23 protein-coding genes and 2 tRNA genes are annotated in these 24,327 nt (G+C 62.2%); 14 read left to right on the forward strand and 11 right to left on the reverse strand.

The window, feature by feature from the left end:
* Positions 1 to 208 precede the first annotated feature (208 nt).
* The 8 genes from E1H16_RS18795 to rpmH form a co-directional block, all read right to left on the reverse strand.
* Positions 209 to 1,942, reverse strand: a complete 1,734-nt coding sequence (locus tag E1H16_RS18795) for a ParB/RepB/Spo0J family partition protein (protein WP_243837835.1) — start codon at positions 1,940 to 1,942, stop codon at positions 209 to 211.
* A 37-nt stretch (positions 1,943 to 1,979) separates the two neighbouring features.
* Positions 1,980 to 3,245 carry a ParA family protein gene (locus E1H16_RS18975; protein WP_341765377.1) on the reverse strand — a complete coding sequence of 422 codons (1,266 nt, stop codon included), beginning with the start codon at positions 3,243 to 3,245 and terminating at the stop codon, positions 1,980 to 1,982.
* Between the two features lie 216 nt (positions 3,246 to 3,461).
* The gene (gene rsmG, locus E1H16_RS11950) at positions 3,462 to 4,100 is read right to left on the reverse strand and encodes a 16S rRNA (guanine(527)-N(7))-methyltransferase RsmG (protein WP_134324113.1); all 639 of its coding nucleotides are present in this window, start codon (positions 4,098 to 4,100) and stop codon (positions 3,462 to 3,464) included.
* 4 nt (positions 4,101 to 4,104) lie between these two features.
* Positions 4,105 to 4,611 carry a Jag family protein gene (locus E1H16_RS11955; RefSeq protein ID WP_134324114.1) on the reverse strand — a complete coding sequence of 169 codons (507 nt, stop codon included), beginning with the start codon at positions 4,609 to 4,611 and terminating at the stop codon, positions 4,105 to 4,107.
* Positions 4,612 to 4,653: 42 nt separating this feature from the next.
* On the reverse strand, positions 4,654 to 5,775 hold the full coding sequence (yidC, locus tag E1H16_RS11960) for a membrane protein insertase YidC (protein WP_134324115.1): 1,122 nt from the start codon (positions 5,773 to 5,775) through the stop codon (positions 4,654 to 4,656).
* A 4-nt stretch (positions 5,776 to 5,779) separates the two neighbouring features.
* Complete coding sequence (gene yidD / locus E1H16_RS11965) at positions 5,780 to 6,052, reverse strand: membrane protein insertion efficiency factor YidD (protein WP_134324116.1); 273 nt, start codon at positions 6,050 to 6,052, stop codon at positions 5,780 to 5,782.
* Positions 6,049 to 6,396: a ribonuclease P protein component gene (rnpA, locus tag E1H16_RS19035; protein WP_134324117.1), complete on the reverse strand. Its 348-nt coding sequence runs from the start codon at positions 6,394 to 6,396 to the stop codon at positions 6,049 to 6,051. The genes yidD and rnpA overlap by 4 nt, the downstream gene beginning before the upstream one ends.
* 30 nt (positions 6,397 to 6,426) lie before the next feature.
* On the reverse strand, positions 6,427 to 6,564 hold the full coding sequence (gene rpmH, locus E1H16_RS11975) for a 50S ribosomal protein L34 (RefSeq protein WP_134324118.1): 138 nt from the start codon (positions 6,562 to 6,564) through the stop codon (positions 6,427 to 6,429).
* Positions 6,565 to 7,151: 587 nt separating this feature from the next.
* On the opposite strand from rpmH, the gene dnaA reads away from it, so the two are divergent.
* The 14 genes from dnaA (at position 7,152) to E1H16_RS12040 (ending at position 21,292) form a co-directional block, all read left to right on the forward strand.
* Complete coding sequence (gene dnaA / locus E1H16_RS11980) at positions 7,152 to 8,684, forward strand: chromosomal replication initiator protein DnaA (protein ID WP_134324119.1); 1,533 nt, start codon at positions 7,152 to 7,154, stop codon at positions 8,682 to 8,684.
* A gap of 391 nt (positions 8,685 to 9,075) precedes the next feature.
* Positions 9,076 to 10,197 carry a DNA polymerase III subunit beta gene (gene dnaN, locus E1H16_RS11985; protein WP_134324120.1) on the forward strand — a complete coding sequence of 374 codons (1,122 nt, stop codon included), beginning with the start codon at positions 9,076 to 9,078 and terminating at the stop codon, positions 10,195 to 10,197.
* A complete protein-coding gene (gnd, locus tag E1H16_RS11990) occupies positions 10,194 to 11,138 on the forward strand; it encodes a phosphogluconate dehydrogenase (NAD(+)-dependent, decarboxylating) (protein WP_279586370.1) in 945 nt (314 codons plus the stop codon). Before dnaN ends, gnd begins: the two co-directional genes overlap by 4 nt.
* 111 nt (positions 11,139 to 11,249) lie before the next feature.
* Positions 11,250 to 11,783 carry an SRPBCC domain-containing protein gene (locus E1H16_RS11995; RefSeq protein WP_134324122.1) on the forward strand — a complete coding sequence of 178 codons (534 nt, stop codon included), beginning with the start codon at positions 11,250 to 11,252 and terminating at the stop codon, positions 11,781 to 11,783.
* A gap of 78 nt (positions 11,784 to 11,861) precedes the next feature.
* Positions 11,862 to 13,001, forward strand: a complete 1,140-nt coding sequence (gene recF / locus E1H16_RS12000) for a DNA replication/repair protein RecF (RefSeq protein ID WP_134324123.1) — start codon at positions 11,862 to 11,864, stop codon at positions 12,999 to 13,001.
* Positions 13,002 to 13,149: 148 nt separating this feature from the next.
* The gene (locus E1H16_RS12005; protein ID WP_166741744.1) at positions 13,150 to 13,674 is read left to right on the forward strand and encodes a DciA family protein; all 525 of its coding nucleotides are present in this window, start codon (positions 13,150 to 13,152) and stop codon (positions 13,672 to 13,674) included.
* Positions 13,667 to 14,455: a hypothetical protein gene (locus E1H16_RS12010; protein WP_134324124.1), complete on the forward strand. Its 789-nt coding sequence runs from the start codon at positions 13,667 to 13,669 to the stop codon at positions 14,453 to 14,455. The genes E1H16_RS12005 and E1H16_RS12010 overlap by 8 nt, the downstream gene beginning before the upstream one ends.
* 41 nt (positions 14,456 to 14,496) lie before the next feature.
* Positions 14,497 to 15,171: a hypothetical protein gene (locus E1H16_RS12015; protein WP_134324125.1), complete on the forward strand. Its 675-nt coding sequence runs from the start codon at positions 14,497 to 14,499 to the stop codon at positions 15,169 to 15,171.
* A gap of 302 nt (positions 15,172 to 15,473) precedes the next feature.
* The gene (gyrB, locus tag E1H16_RS12020; RefSeq protein WP_243837836.1) at positions 15,474 to 17,408 is read left to right on the forward strand and encodes a DNA topoisomerase (ATP-hydrolyzing) subunit B; all 1,935 of its coding nucleotides are present in this window, start codon (positions 15,474 to 15,476) and stop codon (positions 17,406 to 17,408) included.
* Between the two features lie 222 nt (positions 17,409 to 17,630).
* On the forward strand, positions 17,631 to 20,114 hold the full coding sequence (gene gyrA, locus E1H16_RS12025) for a DNA gyrase subunit A (protein WP_243837837.1): 2,484 nt from the start codon (positions 17,631 to 17,633) through the stop codon (positions 20,112 to 20,114).
* On the forward strand, positions 20,115 to 20,834 hold the full coding sequence (locus tag E1H16_RS12030) for a DUF3566 domain-containing protein (protein WP_243837838.1): 720 nt from the start codon (positions 20,115 to 20,117) through the stop codon (positions 20,832 to 20,834). It begins immediately after the preceding gene.
* Positions 20,835 to 20,988: 154 nt separating this feature from the next.
* Positions 20,989 to 21,062: transfer RNA gene (locus E1H16_RS12035), tRNA-Ile, on the forward strand.
* 29 nt (positions 21,063 to 21,091) lie between these two features.
* Positions 21,092 to 21,211: a DLW-39 family protein gene (locus E1H16_RS18800; protein ID WP_243837839.1), complete on the forward strand. Its 120-nt coding sequence runs from the start codon at positions 21,092 to 21,094 to the stop codon at positions 21,209 to 21,211.
* Positions 21,212 to 21,219: 8 nt separating this feature from the next.
* Positions 21,220 to 21,292, forward strand: a tRNA-Ala gene (locus E1H16_RS12040).
* Between the two features lie 110 nt (positions 21,293 to 21,402).
* On the opposite strand, the gene E1H16_RS12045 is transcribed toward E1H16_RS12040, so the two are convergent.
* The 3 genes from E1H16_RS12045 to E1H16_RS12055 form a co-directional block, all read right to left on the reverse strand.
* Positions 21,403 to 22,251: an NmrA family NAD(P)-binding protein gene (locus E1H16_RS12045; RefSeq protein WP_134324127.1), complete on the reverse strand. Its 849-nt coding sequence runs from the start codon at positions 22,249 to 22,251 to the stop codon at positions 21,403 to 21,405.
* Complete coding sequence (locus E1H16_RS12050; protein ID WP_134324128.1) at positions 22,248 to 22,814, reverse strand: TetR/AcrR family transcriptional regulator; 567 nt, start codon at positions 22,812 to 22,814, stop codon at positions 22,248 to 22,250. Before E1H16_RS12050 ends, E1H16_RS12045 begins: the two co-directional genes overlap by 4 nt.
* 87 nt (positions 22,815 to 22,901) lie before the next feature.
* The gene (locus E1H16_RS12055; protein WP_134324129.1) at positions 22,902 to 23,834 is read right to left on the reverse strand and encodes a restriction endonuclease subunit S domain-containing protein; all 933 of its coding nucleotides are present in this window, start codon (positions 23,832 to 23,834) and stop codon (positions 22,902 to 22,904) included.
* Positions 23,835 to 24,327 lie beyond the last annotated feature (493 nt).

The raw sequence follows: 24,327 nt of genomic DNA on the forward strand, positions 1-24,327 counted from the left end.
AGATCCAGCGGCGCGTGTGAATCGCACAATCTCTGCGTAGCGCGCTACGACGCTTGAGTTTCCTCGCGAGTTCCCTACGTGAGAGCCGACGTAACGCCGCCACGTTGTTTCACGTGAAACGGTGATTGCGGGCCCAACACCAGCGCCGTCCGTTTCACGTGAAACGGACGGCGCAATAACCAAGGAACAGCGATGACGAACGTCTGGATCAGTCGCTCTCGTCGTCGGCACGCTTCGTTGCCAGGGGCGGGGCCATCATCGCGACGATACGTTCCAGATCGTCCACCGAGGCGAACTCAACCACAATCTTGCCCTTGGTGCGACCGAGTTGAACAGTGGCGCGGGTGTCGAAGTGGTCGGACAACTTCTCGGCGAGCGCACCCAGTGCAGGGGCCACCGGCCTAGTGCGCCGAGTAGGGCGGCTGGGACGAGCGCCATCGCCGCTATACAGCGCAACGGCTTCCTCTGTCGCTCTGACGGACAATCCTTCAGCGACGATACGCGCGGCGAGGGTCTCCTGCGCGTCGAGGTCATCGAGTCCGAGCAACGCGCGCGCGTGCGAACCCGAGATAACACCGGCAGCAACGCGGTTCTGGACTCGAGTCGGAAGCTTCAGCAATCGGAGCGAGTTTGAAATCGCCGGACGGCTGCGCTTGATCCGCTTAGCGAGTTCCTCGTGAGTGACACCGAACTCTTCGATCAACTGTTGGTAAGCAGCCGCCTCTTCCAGGGGATGCAACTGCACTCGATGGATATTCTCCAACAGCGCGTCGCGCAGCATCTCGTCATCGTCCGTCTGACGGACGATGACCGGGATGACATCCACGCCAGCCAACTTCGACGCACGCAGGCGCCGTTCGCCCATGACGAGTTCGTAACCGCTAGCCGTCTCACGTACAACGATAGGCTGAAGGAGACCGAACTCCTTGATCGACTGCGAGAGCTCCTCGAGCTCATCATCGTCGAATACCTGGCGTGGATTCTTCGGGTTGGCGCGAATATCGGCTGGGCTCAGTTCCACCAACACCGCAGGTGGCGCCGCCGCGTCCCCGGTCCGGGTCGACGCGCCATCCGGCGCGACCACATTGGCAGTATCGTCCATTCCAGCAGTCGGCTCGTCCTTCGACTCGGTGTCGCGGTCCGTGGACACTGTGTCCGATATCCGATCGACCGCGTCGGGGCGATCTACATATAGCGATTCGGCCGCGGGCACCGTTTCACGTGAAACCGCGTGCTCCTGCGCCGCGCCGGCGGTATTTCCGACACCTCCGGCGTCAACGGACGTCTCGTCCGAAGAATCGCCGCCTGACGTCGAGGTCTCGCGAGTCGCTTTAGGTGAAGCCGATTGACCATCGGAGGCGCCCAGCGATCCGGAATCCAATTCTGGAGCGGCAGCGACGGAGTCCATCTTGACTGAGCCTGACTCATCTCTAGTGTCATTGTGATCGGTGGGAGCAGGTGCGGCTGCGGCATCAGCGTTCGCGCTGCTCTCCGATTGTGTTCCAGCCGCCTTCGTGTCGCCATCAGTGCCGTTAACGATGGCGTCGCCGCTACTAACTCCCTCCTCGTTATCAGCCGCGACCGGATTCGCTGTAGCTATCGATGAGGTATCCACATGAATATCCACAGCAGATCCCGACCCGCGGAGGACGTCCGGACTGATCGCCGTACCTGATTCACTGACTGGATTACCGCTCTGAACAGGGGATTTGTCGGCGTCGGCATCTGCATGCCGCTGATCATCGTTGACGTATCGATCGTCTAGAACCGATCGCGCGGCGGCTTCATCCACAGCCGGTGGATTGTCGAGCGCGTTCCAAAAGTGTCCCTTTCCCGACGCGCTTCCGGGTAGCGGGCCGGACGGAATGAGCGCTCCGAGGCCACGTCCAAGTCCACCTCGGCGAGCCGGTGGCTGCGACTTCTTCTTAGACTTATCGCTCACTACCGCGCTCCCGATTCCCGCTGTTTCACGTGAAACATCACCGACGTCCGACAAGTTCGCGCGCGGCGGCCGCATACGCCTCGGCACCACGCGAACCCGGATCGTAACTCATCACCGATAGGCCATAGCTGGGCGCTTCGCTCACCTTGACGCTGCGCGGAATGATCGTGCGCATCACGACCTCGCCGAAGTGCTCCCGGACATCGTCGACGACTTGTCCGGCAAGCTTCGTACGCGCATCGAACATGGTCAGCAGCATCGTGGAGACTTCGAGAGCGGGGTTCAGGTATCCCTTGATCAGATCGACCGTCTCAAGAAGCTGACCGAGGCCCTCCAGCGCGTAGTACTCACACTGCACCGGAATGAGCACCTCGCCGGCTGCCGCTAGTGCGTTGACGGTAAGAAGTCCCAGCGATGGTGGGCAATCCACCAGAACGTAGTCGAAGCTGCTTTCGCCGGTGTGCTCATCCAGGAACGCCGTAATTGCTTGTTTCAGGCGAAACTCGCGGCCGACCATGACGCCAGCGAGTTCAACCTCGGCACCGGCCAGGTCTGGGGTTGCCGGTACGCAGTACAGCAGCTCAGTGGGTACACCTGGGGCCTGAACCGGCTGCACGACCTCACTGAGCGGGGCCTTATCAACAATGACGTTGTATGTGGACGGGGTGCCTGCCTGATGAGGTATTCCTAGACCAGTACTCGCGTTGCCCTGCGGGTCTAAATCGATCACCAACACCCTGAGGCCGGTCATGGCCATCGCGGCGGCCAGATTCACTGTCGTCGTGGTTTTCCCGACGCCGCCCTTCTGGTTCGAGACCGTGAGGATTCTGGCCACCTCACGTCGCCCAACGACAGTCGTACGGTCGATAGCCTCAGTTTCGGTGGCCACGTCGGTGGCCACGTCGGCCGTCGTTTCACGTGAAACATCGGCGCCGGGCGCGGCGACTGCCTGGGTGTCGGCGACAGAAACTTCGTCGACCTTGGTCTCGGGAGACGTCGCTTCGACCTCTACCGAATCGCCACCGCCCGCCCACACGGCGTTCTCCAGGTCATTCGAATGCGAGGCTGGATCCGCCTCGATCGCCGTCGAGTCGGAACGCTCAGCTCCGACATCAGACTGGCGGTTGCGATCAGGATCGGTGTCAATGCTTGAAGTCTCCGTGCGCGAGGAGTCCATATCGGCGGGACGAGGCCCTGAGGCTTCGGCCACCGTCGCGATGTCGGTCGCCGGAGAACCAGCACTCGCACGGGCGGCGAAGTCTGCGGCGCTTTCGGATTCTGACGCAACAGCCGGATCATTCACCTTGGGACCAATAGCGTCACGTGACGTTTCTGGCGTCAAGGTTGGGTCTACAGAGTTGTTCGATGTGTCGGAGGATTCTGTTGTTTCACGTGAAACAACAAAATCGGCGCCGGACATCCAACCGACACCGGTCGGTTTCCCGGGCGCCATTTCGGCGCGCCGTTTCCGGGGCCACCCGAGTTTCGACGACATGAAACTCAACAGCTCCTCCAGCATCTACGAGGGTTGTGCCAGCAGCACGCGCGCGGTGTGCACACCGTCTCCACTGGACAGATCCACCATATCGAGATCACCGACCATACGACGTTGCCGTTTGGTGAGTTCCGCGATCTCGTCTTCAGCACGACGGCCCTTCATGGCCGCCAGCCAACCACCGCGGCGTACCAACGGCACACACCATTCAATCAATCGCCCCAGTGGAGCCACGGCACGCGAGGTAACGACGTCGTACGCGCCAATCACGGTCCGCGACTCTGGCTCTCCAGCGCGGGCACGTACGACCCGGACGTTGGACAGCGATAGATCAGCGCAAATCTCACGAAGATAGTCCGTACGACGCTGCAACGGATCGACCAAGGTCACGTCCAGATCCGGTCGAGCAATCGCCAGCGGAATCCCGGGCAAACCACCACCGCTGCCGACGTCGCACACCGATGCACCGTTGGGCAAGACGCGCGGCGACAGTTGCGCCAGAAGCGCGCTGTTGATGAGATGTCGCTCCCAGAGCACCGGAACTTCACGGGGGCCGTTCAGTCCTCGGATTGGCCCAGACTCACATAAGGACGCATGAAAGCGCTCGGCGAGCGGAAGCCGCTCGCCGAAAATCGCCTGCGCCGCAGGTGGGGTGCCGGGCACGAAACTAGTCTGCTAGTCGGATGACGACTCGTCGATTAGGCTGCTCACCCGCGGATTCACTCACGACGTCCGACTCCGCGCCAACGACATCGTGAACGACTTTGCGTTCGAACGGATTCATCGCAGGGAGTCGCTTCTCCGTGCCCGCCGCACGCACTTCCTTGATCGCGTCCACGGCAAGTTGGGTGAGACGCTCACGCTCGTGCGCCCGGTACCCATCGATATCCAGCATCAGCCGGCTACGGGCGCCAGTCTGCGCCGTGACAGCGAGCCGGGTCAATTCCTGGAGCGCGTCCAAAGTCTGGCCACGCTGACCCACCAAATGCTTCAGATCACCACCATCGACCGCAACGACCGCGCGTGAGCCTTCGACGTCCAGGTCGATGTCACCATCGAGATCGAGGATGTCCAGCAATCGTTCCAGATAGTCGCCGGCGATATCACCCTCGATCACCAACGGATCGCTCTCGTCGTACGACGCTTCCTCAGTGTCCTGCTGTGTTTCAGTCATGATCGTCAGCTTTCGGTGCTTAGTACTACAAAGGAAATCGGGTCAGCGCTTCTTGCGCTTCGTCTGCGGCCTTGAACCGGCCGTCGGCTTGGCGCCGGCGCGTGGTTTCGCTGATCCACCCGGCTTACCTCCCGACCGAGGGGACTTGGTACCGCCAGCAGGTTTCGTGCCCGCGCGGCGGGACGTGTCACCGGCGTCCGCGGCATCATCAGTGACCGCTTCCACCTCCGACTCGTCCGTCGTGCTCGCGGCAGCCGAACGCGGGCGCTGGGCCGCATCGCGGTTGGGTTTCGCCCCAGGACGCGGAGTGAGCTTCGTGCGGTCGATCTCGGCCTTGTCCTTGTCCTCCGGACGCGCGCCGGGTGCCGGCATCCGCGACAACACCCAGAACTGCTGTCCCATGGTCCACAGGTTGTTGAAGAACCAGTACAGCAGCACGCCGAGCGGGAAGAAGGTACCGGAGACCAGCAGCGCGAGCGGTGCTCCGTAGAGCATCAACTTCTGCACCATCTGCATCTGCCCTGCCTGCGGAGACTCAGGCATGTTGGCGTTCTGCGCTTTGGTGCGCTTCATGATCTGCTTGGTGGTGATGAACTGCGTTATCGACATCACCACGATCAGGATGCCGGTGACCACCTTGATGTTGGTCGAGGACGTCGTCGGCACGGCTTGCAGCAGCGTGTCGAGTTTGTCACCGCTCATCGTGAAGTACGAGGAGATCGGGGCGCCGAAGACCGTCGAGGTGGCGGCGTTGTCTGTTAGCGCATCGTCCCACGAGTAGAGCCCGGGTTTACCTGGCTCCAGCCGCCGCAGGACGTGCAGCAGAGCGATGAAGACCGGAGCTTGCGCGATCATCGGTAGGCAACCCGCGAGCGGGTTCACACCGCGCTCGCGTTGCAGTTTCATCATCGCCTCGGACATACCTTGGCGATCCGAGCCGTACTCAGCGCGAAGTTTCGCGATCTCGGGCTGTAGTTCCTGCATCGCCCGCTGGCTCTTGATCATCTTCACGAAAAGCGGGAAGAGAATGATGCGGACTGTGACCACCAGAAACATGATCGCCAGCACCCAGGACACGCCGCTGTGCGGATCAAACAGCGAGCCCCACAGCGAGTGCCACAGTTTCAGCACGAAGGCGATCGGGTAGTACAGGAAGTCGAGCATCAGATCACTCCGTGGTCGCGGTGCTTGAGAAAGTCTGGGTCGAACGGGTGCGAGGCGCCTTGACCTTGTCTACCCCGCCCGGATGCCACGGTCCGCACTTCAGTAACCGGACTATCGCATAGCCGGAACCTCGCACCGCGCCGTGGGTCTGTATGGATTCGACGGCGTACTGGCTGCAGGTCGGATAGAAGCGACAGGCCGGTGGCCGTACCGGAGAGATCCAACGCTGGTACACGCGAATGGGCGCGACGAGGAGCCTGCCCGCGAAGGTGCTCATCGTCTCGCCCGCTCAAATGCCTTGCTCTTCAGAAACGCTCGGGAGCTCGCGCTGAGTTCCGCAAACGGCGTGTTCGCGGCTGAGGGGAGGGCGCGCACGACCAGCCGGGCGCCGTCCGGTAACTGTGAATACAGTCCGCTGCACACGTGCCGCAAACGTCGTGTCACGCGATGCCGTACGACCGATCCACCCACTGCTTTGGACACCACGAAGCCGCAGCGGACCTCGTTATCGTCGGCTATTCCGAGATGAAAGACGAGTGCGCCGTCGGCAAACTTGCGCCCACGCCGCATCGCGACGGCGAAATCGGCGCTGCGGTGAATACGTTGGTCTGCCGAAAGCACGCGTGGCCGAGGCCTGAACCCGTATCGGGGTTACGCCGAGATACTGGCGCGGCCCTTACGACGACGGCCCGACAGAATGGCGCGGCCGGCACGAGTGCGCATCCGCAGACGAAAACCGTGGGTCTTCGCGCGTCGACGGTTGTTGGGCTGGAACGTCCGCTTGCTCACTGCGGGCTCTCCTTATGACGGTCGGGAATCCACGGGCGTGGACTGCTCCGGAAGCTGGTGGAAAATCATCTGGCAGCCGACGGCGGACCGCCGACCGATGACCCTGCCCAGACCGTCACTCGCCATTGGGTGCGTACTACGCCGCCCGGCGGGGAAGATCAGGCAAGTTGTCGCTCTACTGCGACCGTTCTACGGTACGGACCCCTGCGCTCTGGGTCAAACCTGGGCTCTGAAGTGTTGCCAGGACCACCCTGTGACATAGAACCGAGGATACTCGCACGCCCACCCCACCGGGGCCCTGCAGCGACACGCCGAAGCAAGTAGATTTTGTCCGCGATCAACTTGTGGGCACCGGCGACGAGGCACTAATCTAGCCAACACACCTTCCGCGCCGAGCCCGCACTTTTACGGGACACTGCCTGTGGATCGAGTTGGGGATACGTGTATCTTCGTCACCTGTGGATAAGAATGTTAACAACCTAAAAAATAGCCGCTGAACAGGCATTTTTCAGTAGTTGTATCCACAGCTCGAAGTCCGGACATCAACCGGCGAGTTATCCACAAGCCGGAACGGAAAGGACTGCACAGTGAGCGACGAGGGCACTGAACTCGAGGTGGTGTGGTCTACAGCCATCGCGGATATCCCCTCCGAACAACTCACCGGCCGACATCGCGCGTTGCTGCGCATGACTAAGCCCGTTGGCCTTATGGGCACGACCGCCATCATCGCGGCGCCTGACGCCTTCACCCAGAACATGATCGAGACGAAGTTGCGTCCGATTCTCAACGATGTGCTGTCGACGACACTGCGCAAAGAAGTGCAGATTGCCGTGACCATCGACGCATCAATCCATGACGTTGCGCCGTCGGACGACTCAGAGGTCACAGAGTCGTCCGAGTCCGCTCGGGAGACTGAGGGCACCGATGTCGTCACTTTCGTGGCGCCACCCGAGCCGCGGGACGCCGAAGCCGTCGTCCCCGAGACTTCTGCGGAATCGAATACGAAGACTTCGCTAACCGTTCCGCAGCCGATGGTCATGCCGGGTACCACCACCACCGGTCCGATGACCGCGCCGGGACGGCTCAACCCGAAGTACACATTTGAGAACTTTGTCCGCGGACCGTCGAACCGACTTGCGTTCGCCGCGGCGTCCGCCGTCGCCGAGGCACCCGCGAAGGCCTACAACCCGCTGTTCATCTATGGCGACTCCGGGCTGGGTAAGACACACCTGCTGCACGCGATCGGTAATTACGCCAATCAGGTCTTCCCGGACATCACCGTGTTGTACGTCAGTTCCGAGGAGTTCACCAACGACTTCATCAATGCGATCGCCAACGCCGGTCGCGGCGGCGGAGACCAGCGAGAGCAGTTCCGCCGGCGTTATCGCGAGGTCGACATTCTGATGATCGACGACATCCAGTTCCTCGAACGCGCTGAACAGACCCAGGAAGAGTTCTTCCACACGTTCAACACTCTGCACAACGCAAACAAGCAGATCGTGATCACCTCGGACCGCACCCCCAAGGAGCTCACCACCCTTGAAGACCGGCTGCGCAGTCGATTCGCCGGCGGACTTACCCCAGATATCCAGACTCCAGACCTCGAGACGCGCCTGGCAATCTTGCGCAACAAGGCCGCACAAGAAGGCATGACGGTCGCGCCCGAGGTTCTCGAACTCCTCGCGACCGCAATCCAAACCAACATTCGGGAGCTGGAAGGCGCGCTGATCCGGGTGTCGGCGTTCGCGAGCCTCACCGGGCAAGGCGTCGACCTGAGCATCGCGCAGCAGGTCATTCAGGATCTGGTGCCCGACAACGAGACACACCACATCAGCGCGACGACCATCATGCAGCAGGTTTCGACGTACTACGACGTGTCGATCGACGACCTCTGCGGACGTAGCCGCTCCAAAACGCTCGTCATGCCACGCCAAATCGCGATGTTCCTGTGCCGCGAACTCACCGACCTGTCATTGCCACGCATCGGTCAGCAGTTCGGCGGTAAGGACCACACCACCGTGATGCATGCGGTGAAGAAGGTCACCAAGGAAATGAAGGAAAAGCGACACATCTACAACCAGGTCACCGAGCTCACCAACCGCATCAAGTCCGAAGGCTGAGCGTGCATCACATCCTCGATTGCCGATTGTGCTTATCCTCCGATGTGGATATCGCTGTGGATAACTGGGGATTACCTGCGGATGACGTTGTGGGTCACTGTGCACAAGTTGACTTCGTCCACAAGGCGAGCGCGTCATCCAAAACTCGGTCCACGATCAATGCACACCGGGTTCTGCTTGATGACCTGCGAAAACGGTACTTTTCCACGAAATCCACAGGCCCTATGACTACTACGGATATTTATCAAGGCAATGAATCCGTTCATGTCTGCACAGGCCTTGGTTGTGGAAATCCGAATCACCAAACCCTCGTTCGTTGCACCGATTTGCCAGCCGGTAGCGTCACGACTGCACCGGCATACCCGACCACCACCGTTTGCCAGGAGATCCGATGAAGTTTCAGGTTGAGCGCCACGCGCTCGCGGATGCCGTTGCCTGGGTTGCCCGCGGTCTGCCGCAGCGCCCGCCGATGCCAGTTCTTGCCGGAATCCTGCTGTCGGTGGACGCCGACGCGTTGACCGTCTCGAGCTTCGACTACGAAGTGTCGACGCAGATGCGCATCGAGGCGGCAGTGGATACCGCTGGCAAGACGTTGGTCTCCGGTCGACTACTCGCGGACATCACCAAGGCACTGCCCAACAAGCCGGTTGAGTTGACGGTCGACGGGTCACGTGTGCTGCTCAAGTGCGGCACCTCGAAATTCTCATTGCCCAGCCTGCCCGTCGATGACTACCCGTCGCTGCCAGCCCTTCCCGGACTTGCGGGTTCGGTTGACGCAGACGAGTTCGCTCGGGTCGTTGGCACCGTGGCGATCGCCGCAGGGCGTGACGAAACCCTGCCGATGCTCACCGGCGTCCGGATCGAGATCGAAGGCAATACGCTGACGTTCGCCGCGACCGATCGCTATCGCCTCGCCGTCCGCGAAATGACCTGGGAGCCCGCCGACCCGCAGGTGTCCACAGCGGTGCTGGTTCCGGCGAAGATGCTCAGTGACACCGCGAAAACACTCGCCGGGGTCGGCCGCGTCGACATCTCGCTGTCCGACGGTGCGGACGGACTCATCGGATTCTCCGGCGGCGACCGCCACACGACGACGCGGCTACTCGACCCGGACTTCCCGCCGTTCCGGAAATTGCTGCCCGATGATTCATCGTCAACGGCTGACGTTGCCACGGCATCGCTGGTCGAAGGCGTGCGCCGTGTCGCGCTTGTAGCTGAGCGCGGTACGCCCGTGCAATTGGCCTTCGACGACGCAGAGGTCACACTGACCGTCGCCGGCGACGACGACGGGTCGGCGGAGGAATCACTGCCGACCGATCTCAACGGTGACCCGATCCGAATCGGCTTCAACCCGGCGTACCTGCTCGACGGCCTCGGCGCTGTGGGTGCCGACGCGGTTCGGATGTCGTTCTTGACGTCGACGAAGCCGGCGGTACTGAGCCCAGTGCCTACCGAGGATGGCCAGCAGGACAGCTACCGGTACTTGATCATGCCCATGCGGTTGCCCGGATAACGCAGCCGCAGCACCAGTCACGGAAGGACTCGCACATGCAGCTGGGACTCATCGGGCTCGGAAAAATGGGCGGCAATATGGCCCAGCGACTCGGATCGCGCGGCCACGAGGTCATCGGATTCGATGTATCGCCGGACAGCGGGCGAGATGTCTCCTCGCTGGGTGAATTAGTCACCCAGCTGGCGGCCCCGCGGGTGGTGTGGGTGATGGTGCCTGCTGGGGAACCGACACGGAACACGATCGATGAACTCGCCGAACTGCTCTCCGCCGGAGACCTCGTGGTGGACGGCGGAAACTCGAAGTACACCGACGACCAGCAGCACGCCGCGGTATTGGCAGAGAAGGGCATCGGCTTCGTGGACTGTGGCGTGTCCGGCGGCGTGTGGGGTCTGCAAGAAGGCTATGCGCTGATGTGCGGCGGAGACGCTGAGCACGTCGAGCGGTTGCGCCCGTTGTTTGATTCCCTCAAGCCCGATGGTCCGCATGGTTTCGTGCACGCGGGATCAGTTGGCGCGGGCCACTTCACGAAGATGGTTCACAACGGCATCGAGTACGGCATGATGCAGGCGTACGCCGAGGGGTACGAGTTACTGCAGGCCGCTGATCTGGTTGACAACGTCGATGAGGCGTTCGCATCCTGGCAATCGGGCACCGTGGTCCGTTCCTGGTTGCTGGAACTGCTCGCGCGAGCGACCGAGGACGATCCCGGGTTATCGCAGATCCGCGGTTATGCGCAGGATTCAGGCGAGGGGCGCTGGACGGTAGAGGCAGCAATCGATCACGCTGTGCCGCTGCCGGTGATCACCGCCGCGCTCTTCGCCCGGTTCTCGTCGCGGCAGGAGGAGTCTCCGGCGATGAAGGTGATCGCGGCGCTGCGAAACCAGTTCGGTGGGCACGCCGTAGGCAAGTCTGGGGATTCGGCCGACGTCCCAGTCAGTTAGTCTCAGCCCGATCTCGGAAGTGTGACGGGCGCCGCATTCGGGATTACTGTTGATGGGACGACATCAACTGGCGCGCCTGGGCCCGGTTGCCGTTACAGCGAGGACCCCGACGTGCCGCTGACAGTTCGCCAGAACTGGCGAGCGGAAAGCGGGGCGGGAATGAACGAACTGCTTGGCGTGCTGCGCAAGGCGCCGGACGGCACAGCGACCGTGCATTTTGATCGGTACTTTAACGCTGGCGCGGAGGCGTTATGGAACGCCGCGACCCATCCGGAACGGCTCGGCGAGTGGTTCGCGAGCGTCGAAGGCGACCTGCGCGAGCACGGAACTTTCACCATCACCCTCGAAGGGCGCGATCCTGAGCGGTGCCGGGTGATCGCCTGCGGTGAGCAGCGGATGTTCTCGTTCGAGTGGGCGATGCCGCAACCCACTCTGGTACGAGTGCATGTCATTCCCGACAACACGGGGTCTCGACTCGGGTTGACTCACGAGCGGTTGACCAGGGCGGACGGTCCGCGGTGCGCAGCCAGTTGGGACGCCTACTTGCACGTGTTGTCCGATCATCTAGGCGGCGGATCGTTGCGCAGTTGGTCCGAAGGGGTGGACGCCGTTCGCGTCGCATATCTGCAGCAAATACTCGACTGACCCGGGTGTGTGAGTCGAGAACCGTCGTCCTCGTTAGGCTCGTGGCACCCGAGACGAGTTGGCGAGGTGCTTCAGGCGATGCGGATCGATCGTCTCCAGGTGATCGACTTTCGCAACTATGTCGAAGCCGAGTTGGAGTTCGCGCCCGGTCCTAATCTGCTGGTCGGCGCAAACGGACAAGGTAAGACCAATCTGGTTGAGGCGATCGGTTATCTGGGCACGTTGTCATCTCACCGGGTCTCCAGCGACGTCCCGTTGATCCGGCGGACGGCCGAGCGGGCCGTCGTGCGAGCGATGTGTGCGAACGAGGATCGCTCGCTCACCATCGAGCTGGAGATCACGAATGGGCGGGCCAACCGAGCCCGACTGAATCGATCGCCGGTAAAACGTAACCGAGACCTGATCGGATTAGTGCGCTCGGTCCTGTTCGCGCCGGAAGATCTTGCGCTCGTGAAAGGCGACCCCGGTGATCGCCGCCGCTTCCTAGACGACCTTTTGATCCTGCGTTATCCGCGGTACGCCGCAGTGAAGGCCGACTTCGACCGGGTGCTCAAACAGCGAAACGCACTGCTGAAGACCGCGGGGATGGCTCGCCGCGCCGGCCGGGACGGCGATTTGCGCACCCTTGAGGTCTGGGATGCGCATCTCGTGGAGCATGGCAGCGCCTTGTTGCACGGCCGGCTGGAGCTGATCGATGCGTTGCGGCCGCATTTTGTCGCGGCGTACGCCGGAGTGTCCGGAGCCGTGGATACGGTCGGGATGCACTACCGGACCTCTGCGGCGGACGAGCCTGAGAATGTGCTGAGCACAGCACCGTCGTACGACGAGATCGCCTCGATGATGGCCGGGCGACTGGCGCAAGTGCGCGAGCGCGAGATCGATCGCGCACTGACCCTGGTAGGTCCACAGCGCGACGAGTTGGTCCTCGAACTCGACGAATTTCCGGCCAAGGGGTACGCCAGTCATGGGCAATCGTGGTCGATCGCCCTGGCGCTGCGGCTCGCGGCGTACGAGTTACTGCGAGACGAAGGCACCGAACCGATCCTGCTGTTGGATGACGTATTCGCGGAGCTGGATTCCAAGCGGCGCGCACATCTGGCCGCGTTGGCACAACGGGCTGAGCAAACGGTCATCACCGCCGCGGTACACGATGACATTCCGCGCGAGCTGTCAGCGCGCACCTTCGAGGTGGTCGCCGGCACGGTAGCTGAATCCTGAGGCGCCCGGCGAGCGGCGATGGCTGTGCCGCCGACTGTGGAACTATCGAACCCTTCGGCGAGGGTGCCGGCAGCGACCGGGCGTCAGGTCACCGGCGGTCGCCAGAATGCTAGTCCGCACCTGAGCCCAATTGACCTAGGCTTGAGTCATGGCCGACGACGAGCAGATGCGTGATCCCGCCGCGGCGGCGTTTGCGAATCTCGCCGACCTCGCCGGCAGCACCGTCGATCCGTCCTGGCTGCGCCGTACGACGCAGAAGTCGCACCAGACTGATCAGCCGCGACGCCGTCGTCGGTGGTCGGGAGCTGGTCCCTCGGTGCGTGATCCGCGACCGGTAGGCACGATTTTCGGGGAGTTGGCACGGACCCAGGGCTGGGCGGGTGACCTGCAACGGGGCCGAGTGCTCTCGCAATGGTCGTCCATCGTCGGTGATCAGCTGGCGTCGAAAGCCCAGGCCACGTCATTAGTCGACGGCGAACTCGAGGTGCGTACCGAATCGACGGCGTGGGCGACGCAACTGCGCTCGATGAACCGTGTCCTGTTGACGCGGATCGAGGAGTTGGTCGGTCCCGGAGTCGTACGGCGAATCGTCATCAAAGGCCCGGCGGCGCCGAGTTGGAAGCACGGGCGGCGTTCAGTGAGGGGCCGCGGACCAAGGGATACATATGGCTGATCGCGACTCGTACGGTGACGATAGGTATGGCGACGACCGGTACGGCGATGCCTACGGGGATTCGCCGCGCTCCGGCGCCGATGCCAATCCGGGGCGCAAACGATCGTGGCGAGAGCGGATCTTCTCCAATCAAACCGCCCGGTGGGTTGCCTCGGGTGCGCCGTACCATTCATTGGCCGAAGCCCCGAACGGACTATTGGCCGACGCCGCCAGCGAGTTCGGCTGGCAGTTGACGGCTTCGGACGAGCAGGCCTCGGCGCTGCTGACCTCGGCGCCATTTCGCGTTGCAGGCTACGTCGCTGGGAATGTGGTGCGCGGCGAGTTCGATCCGTTCGCCGGTTCCCGTGGAACCGATCTCGGATTGGCGAGCCAATGGCAGTTCGTGGCCTTCGATGCTCTGGATGATTCCCGGCTCGGGCGAACCGTGGGGCATTGCTTCACCGCAGTACCCACGATGGTCGAGTTGCCGCCGCTGCGCGTGTTGCCGGCGCGATACATGACCGGGCCGTCGCGCGGTATGCAGGTGTTCCCGACTGTCGACCCGATCTTCGATGCGCGATTCAAACTGCTTGCCGCCAATGGTGACGACGAATTGGCGGCATTCACGATGCTGATGACGGATGAAGTTCGCTCGGTGTTGAGTGCGGGCGACGATCGCGAAGAGATCTGGACGATCGAAGGGCATGTGGTCGTCAGCACGTCGCGTGCGCACGACGAAGAACTGCTTGCCCGCCATCTGGAGATCTGCGGCGCGATGTTACGAGCAATTCGGGGCGCGTGATGGTGTTCGGCGGACCCTCGTTCGGCGGCCCAGGTTTCAGCGTGGGTCGCGGACCGCGGTACGGACGCCGACGGCGCGGAGCTAATTGGGGCTCGCGGTATGACGTCGACCAAAGCAACGTTCCGCACTATCGGCAGGATCGCCACGCGACGACGTCGCTGAGTGAGATGGCGCGATCGAACAACTGGCAACTGTTGCAGACGATGCCGGCGTACGACGATGGCAGCGCGCTCGATCTGTCCGGTGGCCCGTTTGCGCCGGGCAGGTACACGCCGATTCCACCCATCGTGCAGGGGCAAGCCGGGTACTGGGTGTTTTGGGCGGCCACCGTGCGGGCGATGACACGCGGCGCACAGATGCGGCCGTACGCCTTGACGTTCATGCAACTATCAGGGCTCGTGCCATACGTGCATGTATATCCGGAGTCGTGGCGGGCATCGATCACCTCCGTCACGCCCGAGGTTCACCTGGAGTCGGGGCTATTCAATGACCGGTTCGCGACGTTTAGTGATGACCCGCAGTCGGTGTACGCGCTGTTGAACCCGAGAGCGATGCAAATGCTGATCGATTCGCCGCCGATCGACGAGATCTGGACTGCTGGGCAGTTCGTGTGCATTTCGCGGGTTGATCCTCACCATGGCGAGGCACTTGGCGCCCACCTGACGTTGCTGACCGCGATCGCCGGCGGTATCCCGACCAGTCTGTTCGAGCGGTGAGCGATCGCTAATTGCGGCGTTCACGGCCGCACCCGAGTGCCGGGCTACTGATCGCGGCCGTCACGGGCCGTTTTACGGCATTTTGCGGCGTCAACCTGTGGAAAACCGGGGCATATCCCACGGCTTCTGACTCAGTAGGCATAGAATAAGTAGGTCCGCGGGCTTAACTTTGGCCTGAGAGCCTCACTGAGCGACGTTCAGTGCTTCGCCCTACCTGACCCGCCGCGCCGAGATGCGCAATGTGGCGTCAGCCGGACCGGTCGCTCGTCGCGGCCGACGCGAGACGAAAGGCGCACCCCAGCGTGGCTGAAGCGAAGAAGAACTACGATGCATCGTCCATCAAGAAACTTGAGGGACTCGAGGCGGTTCGCAAGCGCCCCGGAATGTACATCGGCTCGACGGGTGAACGCGGTCTGCATCACCTCATTTGGGAGATCGTGGACAACTCCGTCGACGAGCATCTCGCAGGATTCTGTAATTCGATCCACGTCACTTTGTTGGCGGACGGCGGGATCCGCGTGGTCGACGACGGCCGTGGTATCCCGGTCGGCACCGCGAAGGGCCAGACGAAGTCCGGTGTCGAGATGGTGCTGACGGAACTGCACGCGGGTGGCAAGTTCGACGGTGAGACCTACGCCGTCTCCGGCGGTTTGCATGGTGTGGGTGCGTCCGTGGTGAACGCGCTGTCGACCTCGCTCGATGTCGAGATCAAGCGCGACGGATATGTGTGGACCCAGACGTTCGTGAGCGCCAAGCCGTCTGCGCCGTTGAAGAAGGGCGCCGCTACCAAGGAGACCGGTACGACGATCACGTACTGGGCGGACGGCGAGATCTTTGATTCACTGCACTACTCGCTGGAGACGATCACCCGCCGCATGCAGGAGACCGCCTTCCTGAACAAAGGTCTGTCGATCACTGTTCGCGATGAGCGACACGAAACCCCCGAGGAGCAGGTGTACCACTACCCGGGCGGCCTGCGGGACTTCGTCGCCCATATCAACGCATCGAAGCAGCCGATCCACAAGACGATCGTGCACTTCGAGGCCGAGGAGAAGGGCATCGCCGCCGAGGTGGCGATGCAATGGAATGAGTCGTACGGCGAATCCGTGCGTACCTTCGCAAACATGATCAACACGGCCGAGGGTGGCACGCACGAGGAAGGCTTCCGGGCGGCGCTGACCACGGTAGTCAACCGGTACGCACTGGATAAGAAGCTGCTGAAGGAGAAGGACAACCGCCTGTCCGGCGAAGACATTCGCGAGGGCCTGTCGGCGGTGGTTTCGGTGAAACTGACCGAACCGCAGTTCGAAGGACAGACCAAGGCGAAACTGGGTAATGCCGAGGCAAAGACGTTCGTACAGCGGGTGTGCAATGACTGGCTGACGGACTGGTTCGAGCGCAATCCGCAGGAAGCCAAGACGATCATCGGCAAATCGGCGGATGCTGCTCGCGCCCGACGGGCAGCGCAGGAGGCTCGCAAGCTTGCACGTCGCAAGTCGGCGATGAACTCCAGCGGAATGCCGGGCAAGTTGATGGACTGCCGCAGTAACGATCCGACCAAATCGGAACTGTTCATCGTCGAGGGTGACTCCGCGGGTGGTTCGGCTCGGTCGGGTCGCGACTCCTTGATCCAAGCAATTCTGCCGATCCGCGGAAAGATCATCAACGTTGAGAAGGCACGCATCGATCGCGTGCTCAAGAACAACGAGGTCCAGTCGTTGATTACGGCGCTGGGTACCGGGATCCACGATGACTTCGACATCTCCAAACTGCGCTATCACAAGATTGTGTTGATGGCGGACGCCGATGTCGATGGACAGCACATCCGTACTTTGCTGTTGACGCTGCTGTTCCGGTTCATGCGTCCGCTGGTCGAGGCCGGGCACGTGTACCTGGCGCAGCCTCCGCTGTACAAGTTGAAGTGGGGCGGCAAGGTCGGTGAGGAGTACGCGTACTCCGATCGCGAGCGCGATGCACTGATTCAGAAGGGATCCGAGGAGGGTCGCCGTGCGCTGAAAGACGGCGACATTCAGCGTTACAAGGGTCTCGGCGAGATGAATGCGAAGGAATTGTGGGAGACCACGATGAACCCGGAGACCCGGTTGCTGTTGCAGGTGTCGCTGGAAGACGCTGCCACCGCGGACGACTTGTTCAGCGTATTGATGGGTGAGGACGTCGAAAGCCGCCGCAACTTCATCAACCGAAATGCCCGCGACGTGCGTTTCCTAGACATATAGGGCGAATGTGGGAGCGTGAGCGGCCACATGAGCCTCGCAAGCGGTCGTCGAGCAAGCGACACCGTGACGGCGGAGCCCGTGCAGACGTCGCAGGCCGAGATTGTCCCGGCCACGATCCTCAACCGACGGGCACGTTGCGAGTTGAGAACCTCGCGGCCGCAACTACGTTCCGCACGTCGACAAACTGACTCAAGCAAGAACATGACTCCGGAGATATAACTCGTGACTACACCAACGTCAGACGGCTCGCGCGTCGATATCGTCGACATTCAGGACGAGATGCAGCGCTCGTTCATCGACTATGCGATGTCGGTCATCGTGTCTCGTGCGTTGCCCGACGTCCGCGATGGACTCAAACCGGTGCATCGTCGTGTCATCTATGGCATGTACGACGGTGGTTATCGGCCAGATCGCCCATATGTAAAGTGTTCGCGCATCGTCGGTGACGTGATGGGTAACTTCCATCCGCATGGCGACTCGGCGATCTACGACGCGCTCGTACGTCTGGCGCAGCCGTGGTCGTTGCGTTCGCCGCTAGTCGACGGGCAGGGCAACTTCGGATCGCGCGGTAATGACCCGGCGGCGGCGATGCGGTACACCGAGGCACGGATGTCGCGTCTCGCGATGGAAATGGTCGCGGGCATCGACGAGGACACCGTCGACTTCATGCCGAATTACGACGGCAAGGTCAAGGAACCGACGGTGTTGCCGTCGCGGTTCCCGAATCTGCTGGTCAACGGATCGGCCGGGATCGCTGTGGGTATGGCCACGAACATGCCGACCCACAACTTGCGCGAGGTCACCGACGCGATTGTCTGGTACCTACAGCATCCGGACGCCAGCGAGGAAGAACTGCTCGAGGAGGCGATGAAACGCATCCCGGGTCCGGACTTCCCGACGGCTGCACTCATCGCCGGCCGGCAAGGCATTGAGGACGCGTACCGCACCGGTCGCGGTTCGGTGCGCATGCGCGCGGTGGTGACGGTTGAGGAGGGCAGCAAGGGCGGCACGGAACTCATCGTGACCGAGTTGCCCTACCAGGTGAACCCGGACAATCTGAACGAATCGATCGCCACCCAGGTGCGCGACGGCAAACTTCAGGGCATCTCCGACATCAGTGATGAAACTTCCGACCGCATCGGGATGCGGATCGTCATCAAGCTCAAGCGTGACGCGGTCGCAAAGGTCGTGCTGAACAACCTGTTCAAGCACACTCAACTGCAGACGACCTTCGGCGTGAACATGCTGGCGATCGTCGACGGCGTACCGCGCACGTTGCGCCTGGACCAGTTGATCTCGTACTACGTCCAGCACCAGATCGAAGTTATTCAGCGCCGCACGCGGTACCGGTTGATGAAGGCCGAGGAACGCGCCCATATCTTGCGCGGACTGGTGAAGGCCCTCGACATGCTGGACGAGGTCATCGCGTTGATCCGCCGCAGTCCCACCGTGGATGAGGCGCGTACCGGATTGATGGAGCTGCTCGACGTTGACGAGATCCAGGCCAACGCGATCCTGGAAATGCAACTTCGGCGCCTGGCCGCGCTCGAGCGGCAGAAGATTATCGACGAGTTGGCCGAGATCGAGAAGATCATCGCCGAGTTGAAGTCGATTCTGGAGAGCGAAGAGAAGCAGCGCCAGATCATCATCGACGAACTCAGCGAGATCGCAGAGAAGTACGGCGACGACCGACGTACCCAGATCGTGGCGTACGACGGCGAGGTATCGATGGAAGACCTCATCGCGAATGAAGAGGTCGTCGTCACCGTCACCCGCACCGGTTACGCCAAGCGCACGAAGAGTGATTTGTATCGCTCACAGCGACGCGGTGGCAAGGGTGTGCAGGGCGCGTCGCTGCGCCAGGAAGACGTCGTCCAACACTTCTGGGTCGGAAACACGCACGACTGGATTCTGTTCTTCACGAACAAGGGACGCGTGTACCGCGCGAAGACCTACGAGCTGCCAGAAGCGACGCGGAACGCGAAGGGTCAGCACGTCGCGAACATCCTCGCCTTCCAACCGGACGAGGAGATTGCCCAGGTCATCCGAATCAAGGACTACGACGCGGCGCCGTACTTGGTGCTGGCGACGAAGAACGGCCTGGTCAAGAAGTCGAAGCTGACAGACTTTGATTCGCCGCGAAGCGGTGGTCTGATCGCGATCAACCTGCGCGACAACGACGAGTTGGTCGGCGCCGCGCTCATCAACGCTGACGATCAACTGCTGTTGGTGTCGAAGAAGGCGCAATCGATCTGCTTCACAGCAGACGACGATTCGTTGCGTCCGATGGGGCGCGCGACGTCCGGTGTGATCGGTATGAGGTTCGGCGAGGAGGACGAACTACTCTCGATGATCGTCGTACGCGATGGGCTGGATGTGCTCGTCGCCACGGAGCATGGATACGCAAAACGAACGGGGATCGAACACTATCCGGTGCAAGGTCGTGGGGGGAAGGGCGTTCTGACGGCCGATCCCAAGTCGCGCAAGGGCAACCTTGTCGGGGCGCTCGCGGTCGATCTGGAGGACGAGCTGTACGCGATCACCTCTAGCGGTGGTGTGATCAGGACTCCAGTAAAGGGTGTTCGGCACAATAACAACCGTGCGACCATGGGGGTCAAGTTGATGAATTTGCCCGCGGACGTCACTATCGTTGCTATCGCGCGTACGACTGAAGAAGACGCCGACATCGAGGAGCCGAAGAAGTAGATGACCAAAGCCAAGGACACCGCCAGCGACGACTGGTTGTCGGCTCCCGTCGGCAACTCCGGTGCGACCGGGTCGGCGGTCGGGTCGGGCGGCGATGCGGCGACCGAAATGGCGCCGGCTGCGGCCTCGGCTGGGAACTCAGTTTCGGAGTCGGTGACGAGCACGGGATCGAAGTACAAGTCATCGTTCACCAAGAACCTCGCTGGAACTTCCGGATCCCTCTACCCGGGGGCGACAGCTGGCGGCGCGTCCCCCGCGCTCGATGCCGAGCAAGGTCCGGGTCCGGCTACGTCCGTAGGTTTGGGCTCGGCTCCGTCCGTGACCGCGACCGCAGCACCGAGTTCGAAGAAGTCGCGCCGTGCGGCCGCCGGCCCTCGCCGGGCAAAGTTGCAGATTCGCCATATCGACCCGTGGTCGACACTGAAGTTGTCGTTGGTATTGGCGGTGGCGTTCTTCTTCGTCTGGATGATCGCCGTCGCGATCCTGTACGGCGTGCTGTCGACGATGGGCGTATTCGAATCGGTGGACGAGATGTTCGCCGAGCTCGGCGGCGATGCGACGAACATCGTGACGCCAAAGATCGTCTTTGGCGGTGCGGCTTTGATTGGAGCCATCAATATCGTGCTGTTCACTGCCTTGGCGACGATCGGTGCGTACATCTATAACCTGTGCGCGGACCTCGCCGGCGGCCTGGAAATCACCTTGGCCGAGCGACGCTGATCCGTTCGGTCTTCAAAACGCCCCGGAGCGATCCGGGGCGTTTTGCGTTTCGGCGGTCCTCGGGTAGCCGGGGCGATCTATGTCACCCGGACTTTCCCCGGGCGAGCTGCTCTGTGTACGATGGAGCGGTTGTTCCGAGCACAGAGATGCTCGAGCGCCTGTAGCTCAGTCGGTTAGAGCGCATCCCTGATAAGGATGAGGTCGGAAGTTCGATTCTTCCCAGGCGCACGCACAATCCCGCTCGAGAGGGGCACCCGATGGGCAAGTTCATGCTCGCATTGCTGGCCATCGGTGGGGTGGTCTTCGCCAAGCGGCAGCAGGAAGCGAAGAAGGACGCCAAACTCTGGAGTGAGGCGACCGGCGGCGCAGTAAGTTAGTATCACGCGGGGCCATAGCTCAATTGGTAGAGCGCCTGCTTTGCAAGCAGGAGGTCCGGGGTTCGATTCCCCGTGGCTCCACAAATATCGCAGGTCAGAGACCCTTTTCGGATGACGAGAAGAGTCTCTACTCGTATGTCGGTGCGTTCGGTCCGGGTGGATCTACCGGGACGGTTCGTCGCAGTGCGCCGTCACTCACTGCGAAAGGCGGACGAGTTCTCCCTCGCGAAATCACGGAAACTGCGCGCCGGACGGCCGAGTAGATCCGGTACTGCTGACGACACAGCCGCGGCTTCACCTCGGGCGTAGTGCGCGTAGTCCTCGAGCAAGCCTTCGACCTGCCAAGCAGGCAGGATTCCAGTGAGCATCTCGCCGAACTTATGTGGCGGGATGTCCTCGAAGCGGACCTCGGTACCGGACGCCTCGGACAGGCTTTCGGCTAACTCGAGGTGCGTCAGCGACTCGGGTCCCGTGAGCGTCTGAATACCCAAGGGGGTATCCGAGGTCAGGGCCGCGGCGGCTATGTCGCCGATGTCCTGGACGTCGATAAGGCTTACGCGGGCGTTGCCGATCGGCGCGGGCAGGATCCGTGCCGACCGCACGATGTTCGAGACGGCAAGCATGCCCTGCATGAATAGGTTCGGTCGCAAGGCGGTGATCGCCAGCCCGGACGCGAATGCATGCTGCTCCACGGCGGCGTGGTAGCGCAGGAAGCGTACTGGGGAATCAATGACGGATCCGAGTTGCGACAGCAATACGAGGTGCCGTACGCCGGCTTCGGCCGCGAGATCAATGAACCGCTTCTGTTGGTCCTCCGCGTTCTGGGTCGAGGGTGTCACCAGGTATGCGGCACGTACGCCGTCCAGGGCCGTTCGTACACTGGCCGCGTCGTCGAGGTCGGCTCGTACTGCGAAGTCCTCGGTTGACGGGTGTCTGGACATGGGACGGAACGGTATCCCGCGTGCGGTGAGCGCGGCAGCGGTCGCGCGACCGGTTGCTCCCGTGGCGCCAGTGAGGAAGATCGTGGGCGTGGTCGTCATTTCTTCCCTTTCGCCGCGTCGGGGTGGCGTAGACCGTCGGTGAGAATTCGAGCCCATTCATCGTCGATATCCGTGATTGCTGACGTCACGACGAGATGGCAGAGCTGTCCGTAGGCGATGAACCGCTGGACGTCGCCGTCCTCGGCCCCGGAGCGTTCCTTCACGAAGTGGGTAATGCGCGCGAGCCCATCGCGCAATGCGTCGCCAATGGCCGGGATCGAGGCAACCGACTGCGCGTGCACCTGAATCTGTAGCAGCGTGCGGTCCGCGATGAGGTCGGCGTACGCGCCGCCCATGGCATGGAGGGTCTCGGCGGGCGTCTCGCGTGTTCCGACCGCGGCGAGTGTGTGCTCGATCCGCTCGAAGCATTGATTGAGTGCTGCGACAAAGAGCGCTTCCTTGCCGCCGAACAGTTTGAGCACGTAGGCGCTTGATATCCCGGCTTCGCGCGCGATGTCGCTGATCGTGGTTCCTGCATAACCGCCTCGCGACAGCGCCGTGAGTGCAGCGTCCACGATTACGGGCCGGCGGCCGGCCGCGGTGGAAAGCGAACGTGGTGTCATGTGAGTGACTGTACACTCACTCTCGTGCGTGTTGTCAGAGTGCGTGTTGACGAGCTGGCTCGCCAATCAGGAAGAGAGCGTCTCTGTCTACGGCAGCGGCTTATCGAATACCGACTTCAGCAGCGCATCTGCCTCGTTGGCTCGCGCGCGGAGGGCATCCCGTGTCGACGTGAGTTCGGCGATGGCGTGGAGCAGTTCCGCGGTGGGGACTGGCACCGGGAGATTCCGCGAAAACCTTGGGCCGGCGTCGCCGCTGCTGCCTCTTGCGGCCCGGTCCGATCGGAAGAATGAAATGTAGAAGTCGCGTTCAGCGCGCTCGAACGGTTCTCGCTCGCGTAGTACGAAGACGCCGCGGCCTGCTGCAACGCCCGCGTGGGCATCGTCTACTTCGATAACGCACCAGCCCTGGTCGCTTCGGTGACCTCTAGCCAGGAGGAGGTCGCCGCTCTTGAGCGGGACAACCGCGCGTTCACTCCTGGTGGCGCTGGCGGGATCAGGGTCCAAGATCTCGAAGGCGACGTCCTCGCTCGTCAACGCTGGATCACAGGAGATGTCGAAGTCGGCGGAATGGGTGAAGCCGGTGCGAGGGCGCGCGACCAAGATCTGAAATAGGTCATCGAGTGGGACTGACGTGTCGTGGTTTGCTATGTCAGCGCGGGTCGGTGGGTAATACGTCTCGGCGCGCCAGTCGCGGGTGAACGAGTCGCGTGCGACGAACCCCCAACTCGTGGTGCCGTTACTGGTCTTGAGCAACTTATCGAAGTCGGATAGGACGGCGCGGTGAACCACCGGCGAGTGGTCGTACGCCGAAGCATCAGCAGGGATAGCAAAGTAGCGACACGCAACTATTGGACCGTCACTCGATCGCGGCACCAACGACACCATGGCGAGCTCCGCAGAAGCACCGTGTCCGGGAATGGATGCCGTACCGGTGATCACGGTTTCGGGCACCCATCGTTGCGCCAGTTGAAATAGCCCGTCGGGTCGTGCCCGTCTCAGGCGCAAGGCTTGCTTGGGCACGATAACGATGAGCTGGACCCTGTCGGCGGCCCAAGTTTGCACCCTACCGAGATCGCGTGCGGACGGAGGCGACGGCCACCGCGAGGGAGGGCAAACGATGGCAGGCTCGACGGGCTGGCACTCCTCGAGACCTGTCTCGAACGGGATCGCGCGGGCGGTTGGGAAAGATGACGTCGCCTGGGCGTCGACGCTGTCCGCGGCGGCTACGTAAGCGATGTCTGAATAGTTCTTCGTCGATACAAAAGCATCAATCAGCTTTAGGAACAGCGCGCGATGGGAGTTGTCATGCCGCATCTCACAAGCCTAGATAGTCGCGCTGGGAGCGTAAACCGCACAAACGACGGCAACGACCGTGGCATTCGCCCGGGTATGGAAGCACGCTCCCGGATTTCGATGGTGTCGACGTCGATCTGATCTGGATCCCGGGTGGAGGCGACGGCGGTACCGATGCCCGGCGGTGCGCGACGCGTCAAATGCGCCGCTGCCGGTTGGT

The sequence above is a fragment of the Cumulibacter soli genome, assembly GCF_004382795.1.
Taxonomy (GTDB): Bacteria; Actinomycetota; Actinomycetes; order Mycobacteriales; family Antricoccaceae; genus Cumulibacter; species Cumulibacter soli.

What these genes read in the sequence shown, in the direction of transcription:
- E1H16_RS11955 (WP_134324114.1), bottom strand. Translation starts at nt 4,611, where the DNA reads ATGACTGAAACACAGCAGGACACTGAGGAAGCGTCGTACGACGAGAGC.
- yidC (WP_134324115.1), bottom strand. Translation starts at nt 5,775, where the DNA reads ATGCTCGACTTCCTGTACTACCCGATCGCCTTCGTGCTGAAACTGTGG.
- yidD (WP_134324116.1), bottom strand. Translation starts at nt 6,052, where the DNA reads ATGAGCACCTTCGCGGGCAGGCTCCTCGTCGCGCCCATTCGCGTGTAC.
- dnaN (WP_134324120.1), top strand. Translation starts at nt 9,076, where the DNA reads ATGAAGTTTCAGGTTGAGCGCCACGCGCTCGCGGATGCCGTTGCCTGG.
- recF (WP_134324123.1), top strand. Translation starts at nt 11,862, where the DNA reads ATGCGGATCGATCGTCTCCAGGTGATCGACTTTCGCAACTATGTCGAA.
- E1H16_RS12005 (WP_166741744.1), top strand. Translation starts at nt 13,150, where the DNA reads ATGGCCGACGACGAGCAGATGCGTGATCCCGCCGCGGCGGCGTTTGCG.
- E1H16_RS12010 (WP_134324124.1), top strand. Translation starts at nt 13,667, where the DNA reads ATGGCTGATCGCGACTCGTACGGTGACGATAGGTATGGCGACGACCGG.
- E1H16_RS12030 (WP_243837838.1), top strand. Translation starts at nt 20,115, where the DNA reads ATGACCAAAGCCAAGGACACCGCCAGCGACGACTGGTTGTCGGCTCCC.
- E1H16_RS18800 (WP_243837839.1), top strand. Translation starts at nt 21,092, where the DNA reads ATGGGCAAGTTCATGCTCGCATTGCTGGCCATCGGTGGGGTGGTCTTC.
- E1H16_RS12045 (WP_134324127.1), bottom strand. Translation starts at nt 22,251, where the DNA reads ATGACGACCACGCCCACGATCTTCCTCACTGGCGCCACGGGAGCAACC.
- E1H16_RS12050 (WP_134324128.1), bottom strand. Translation starts at nt 22,814, where the DNA reads ATGACACCACGTTCGCTTTCCACCGCGGCCGGCCGCCGGCCCGTAATC.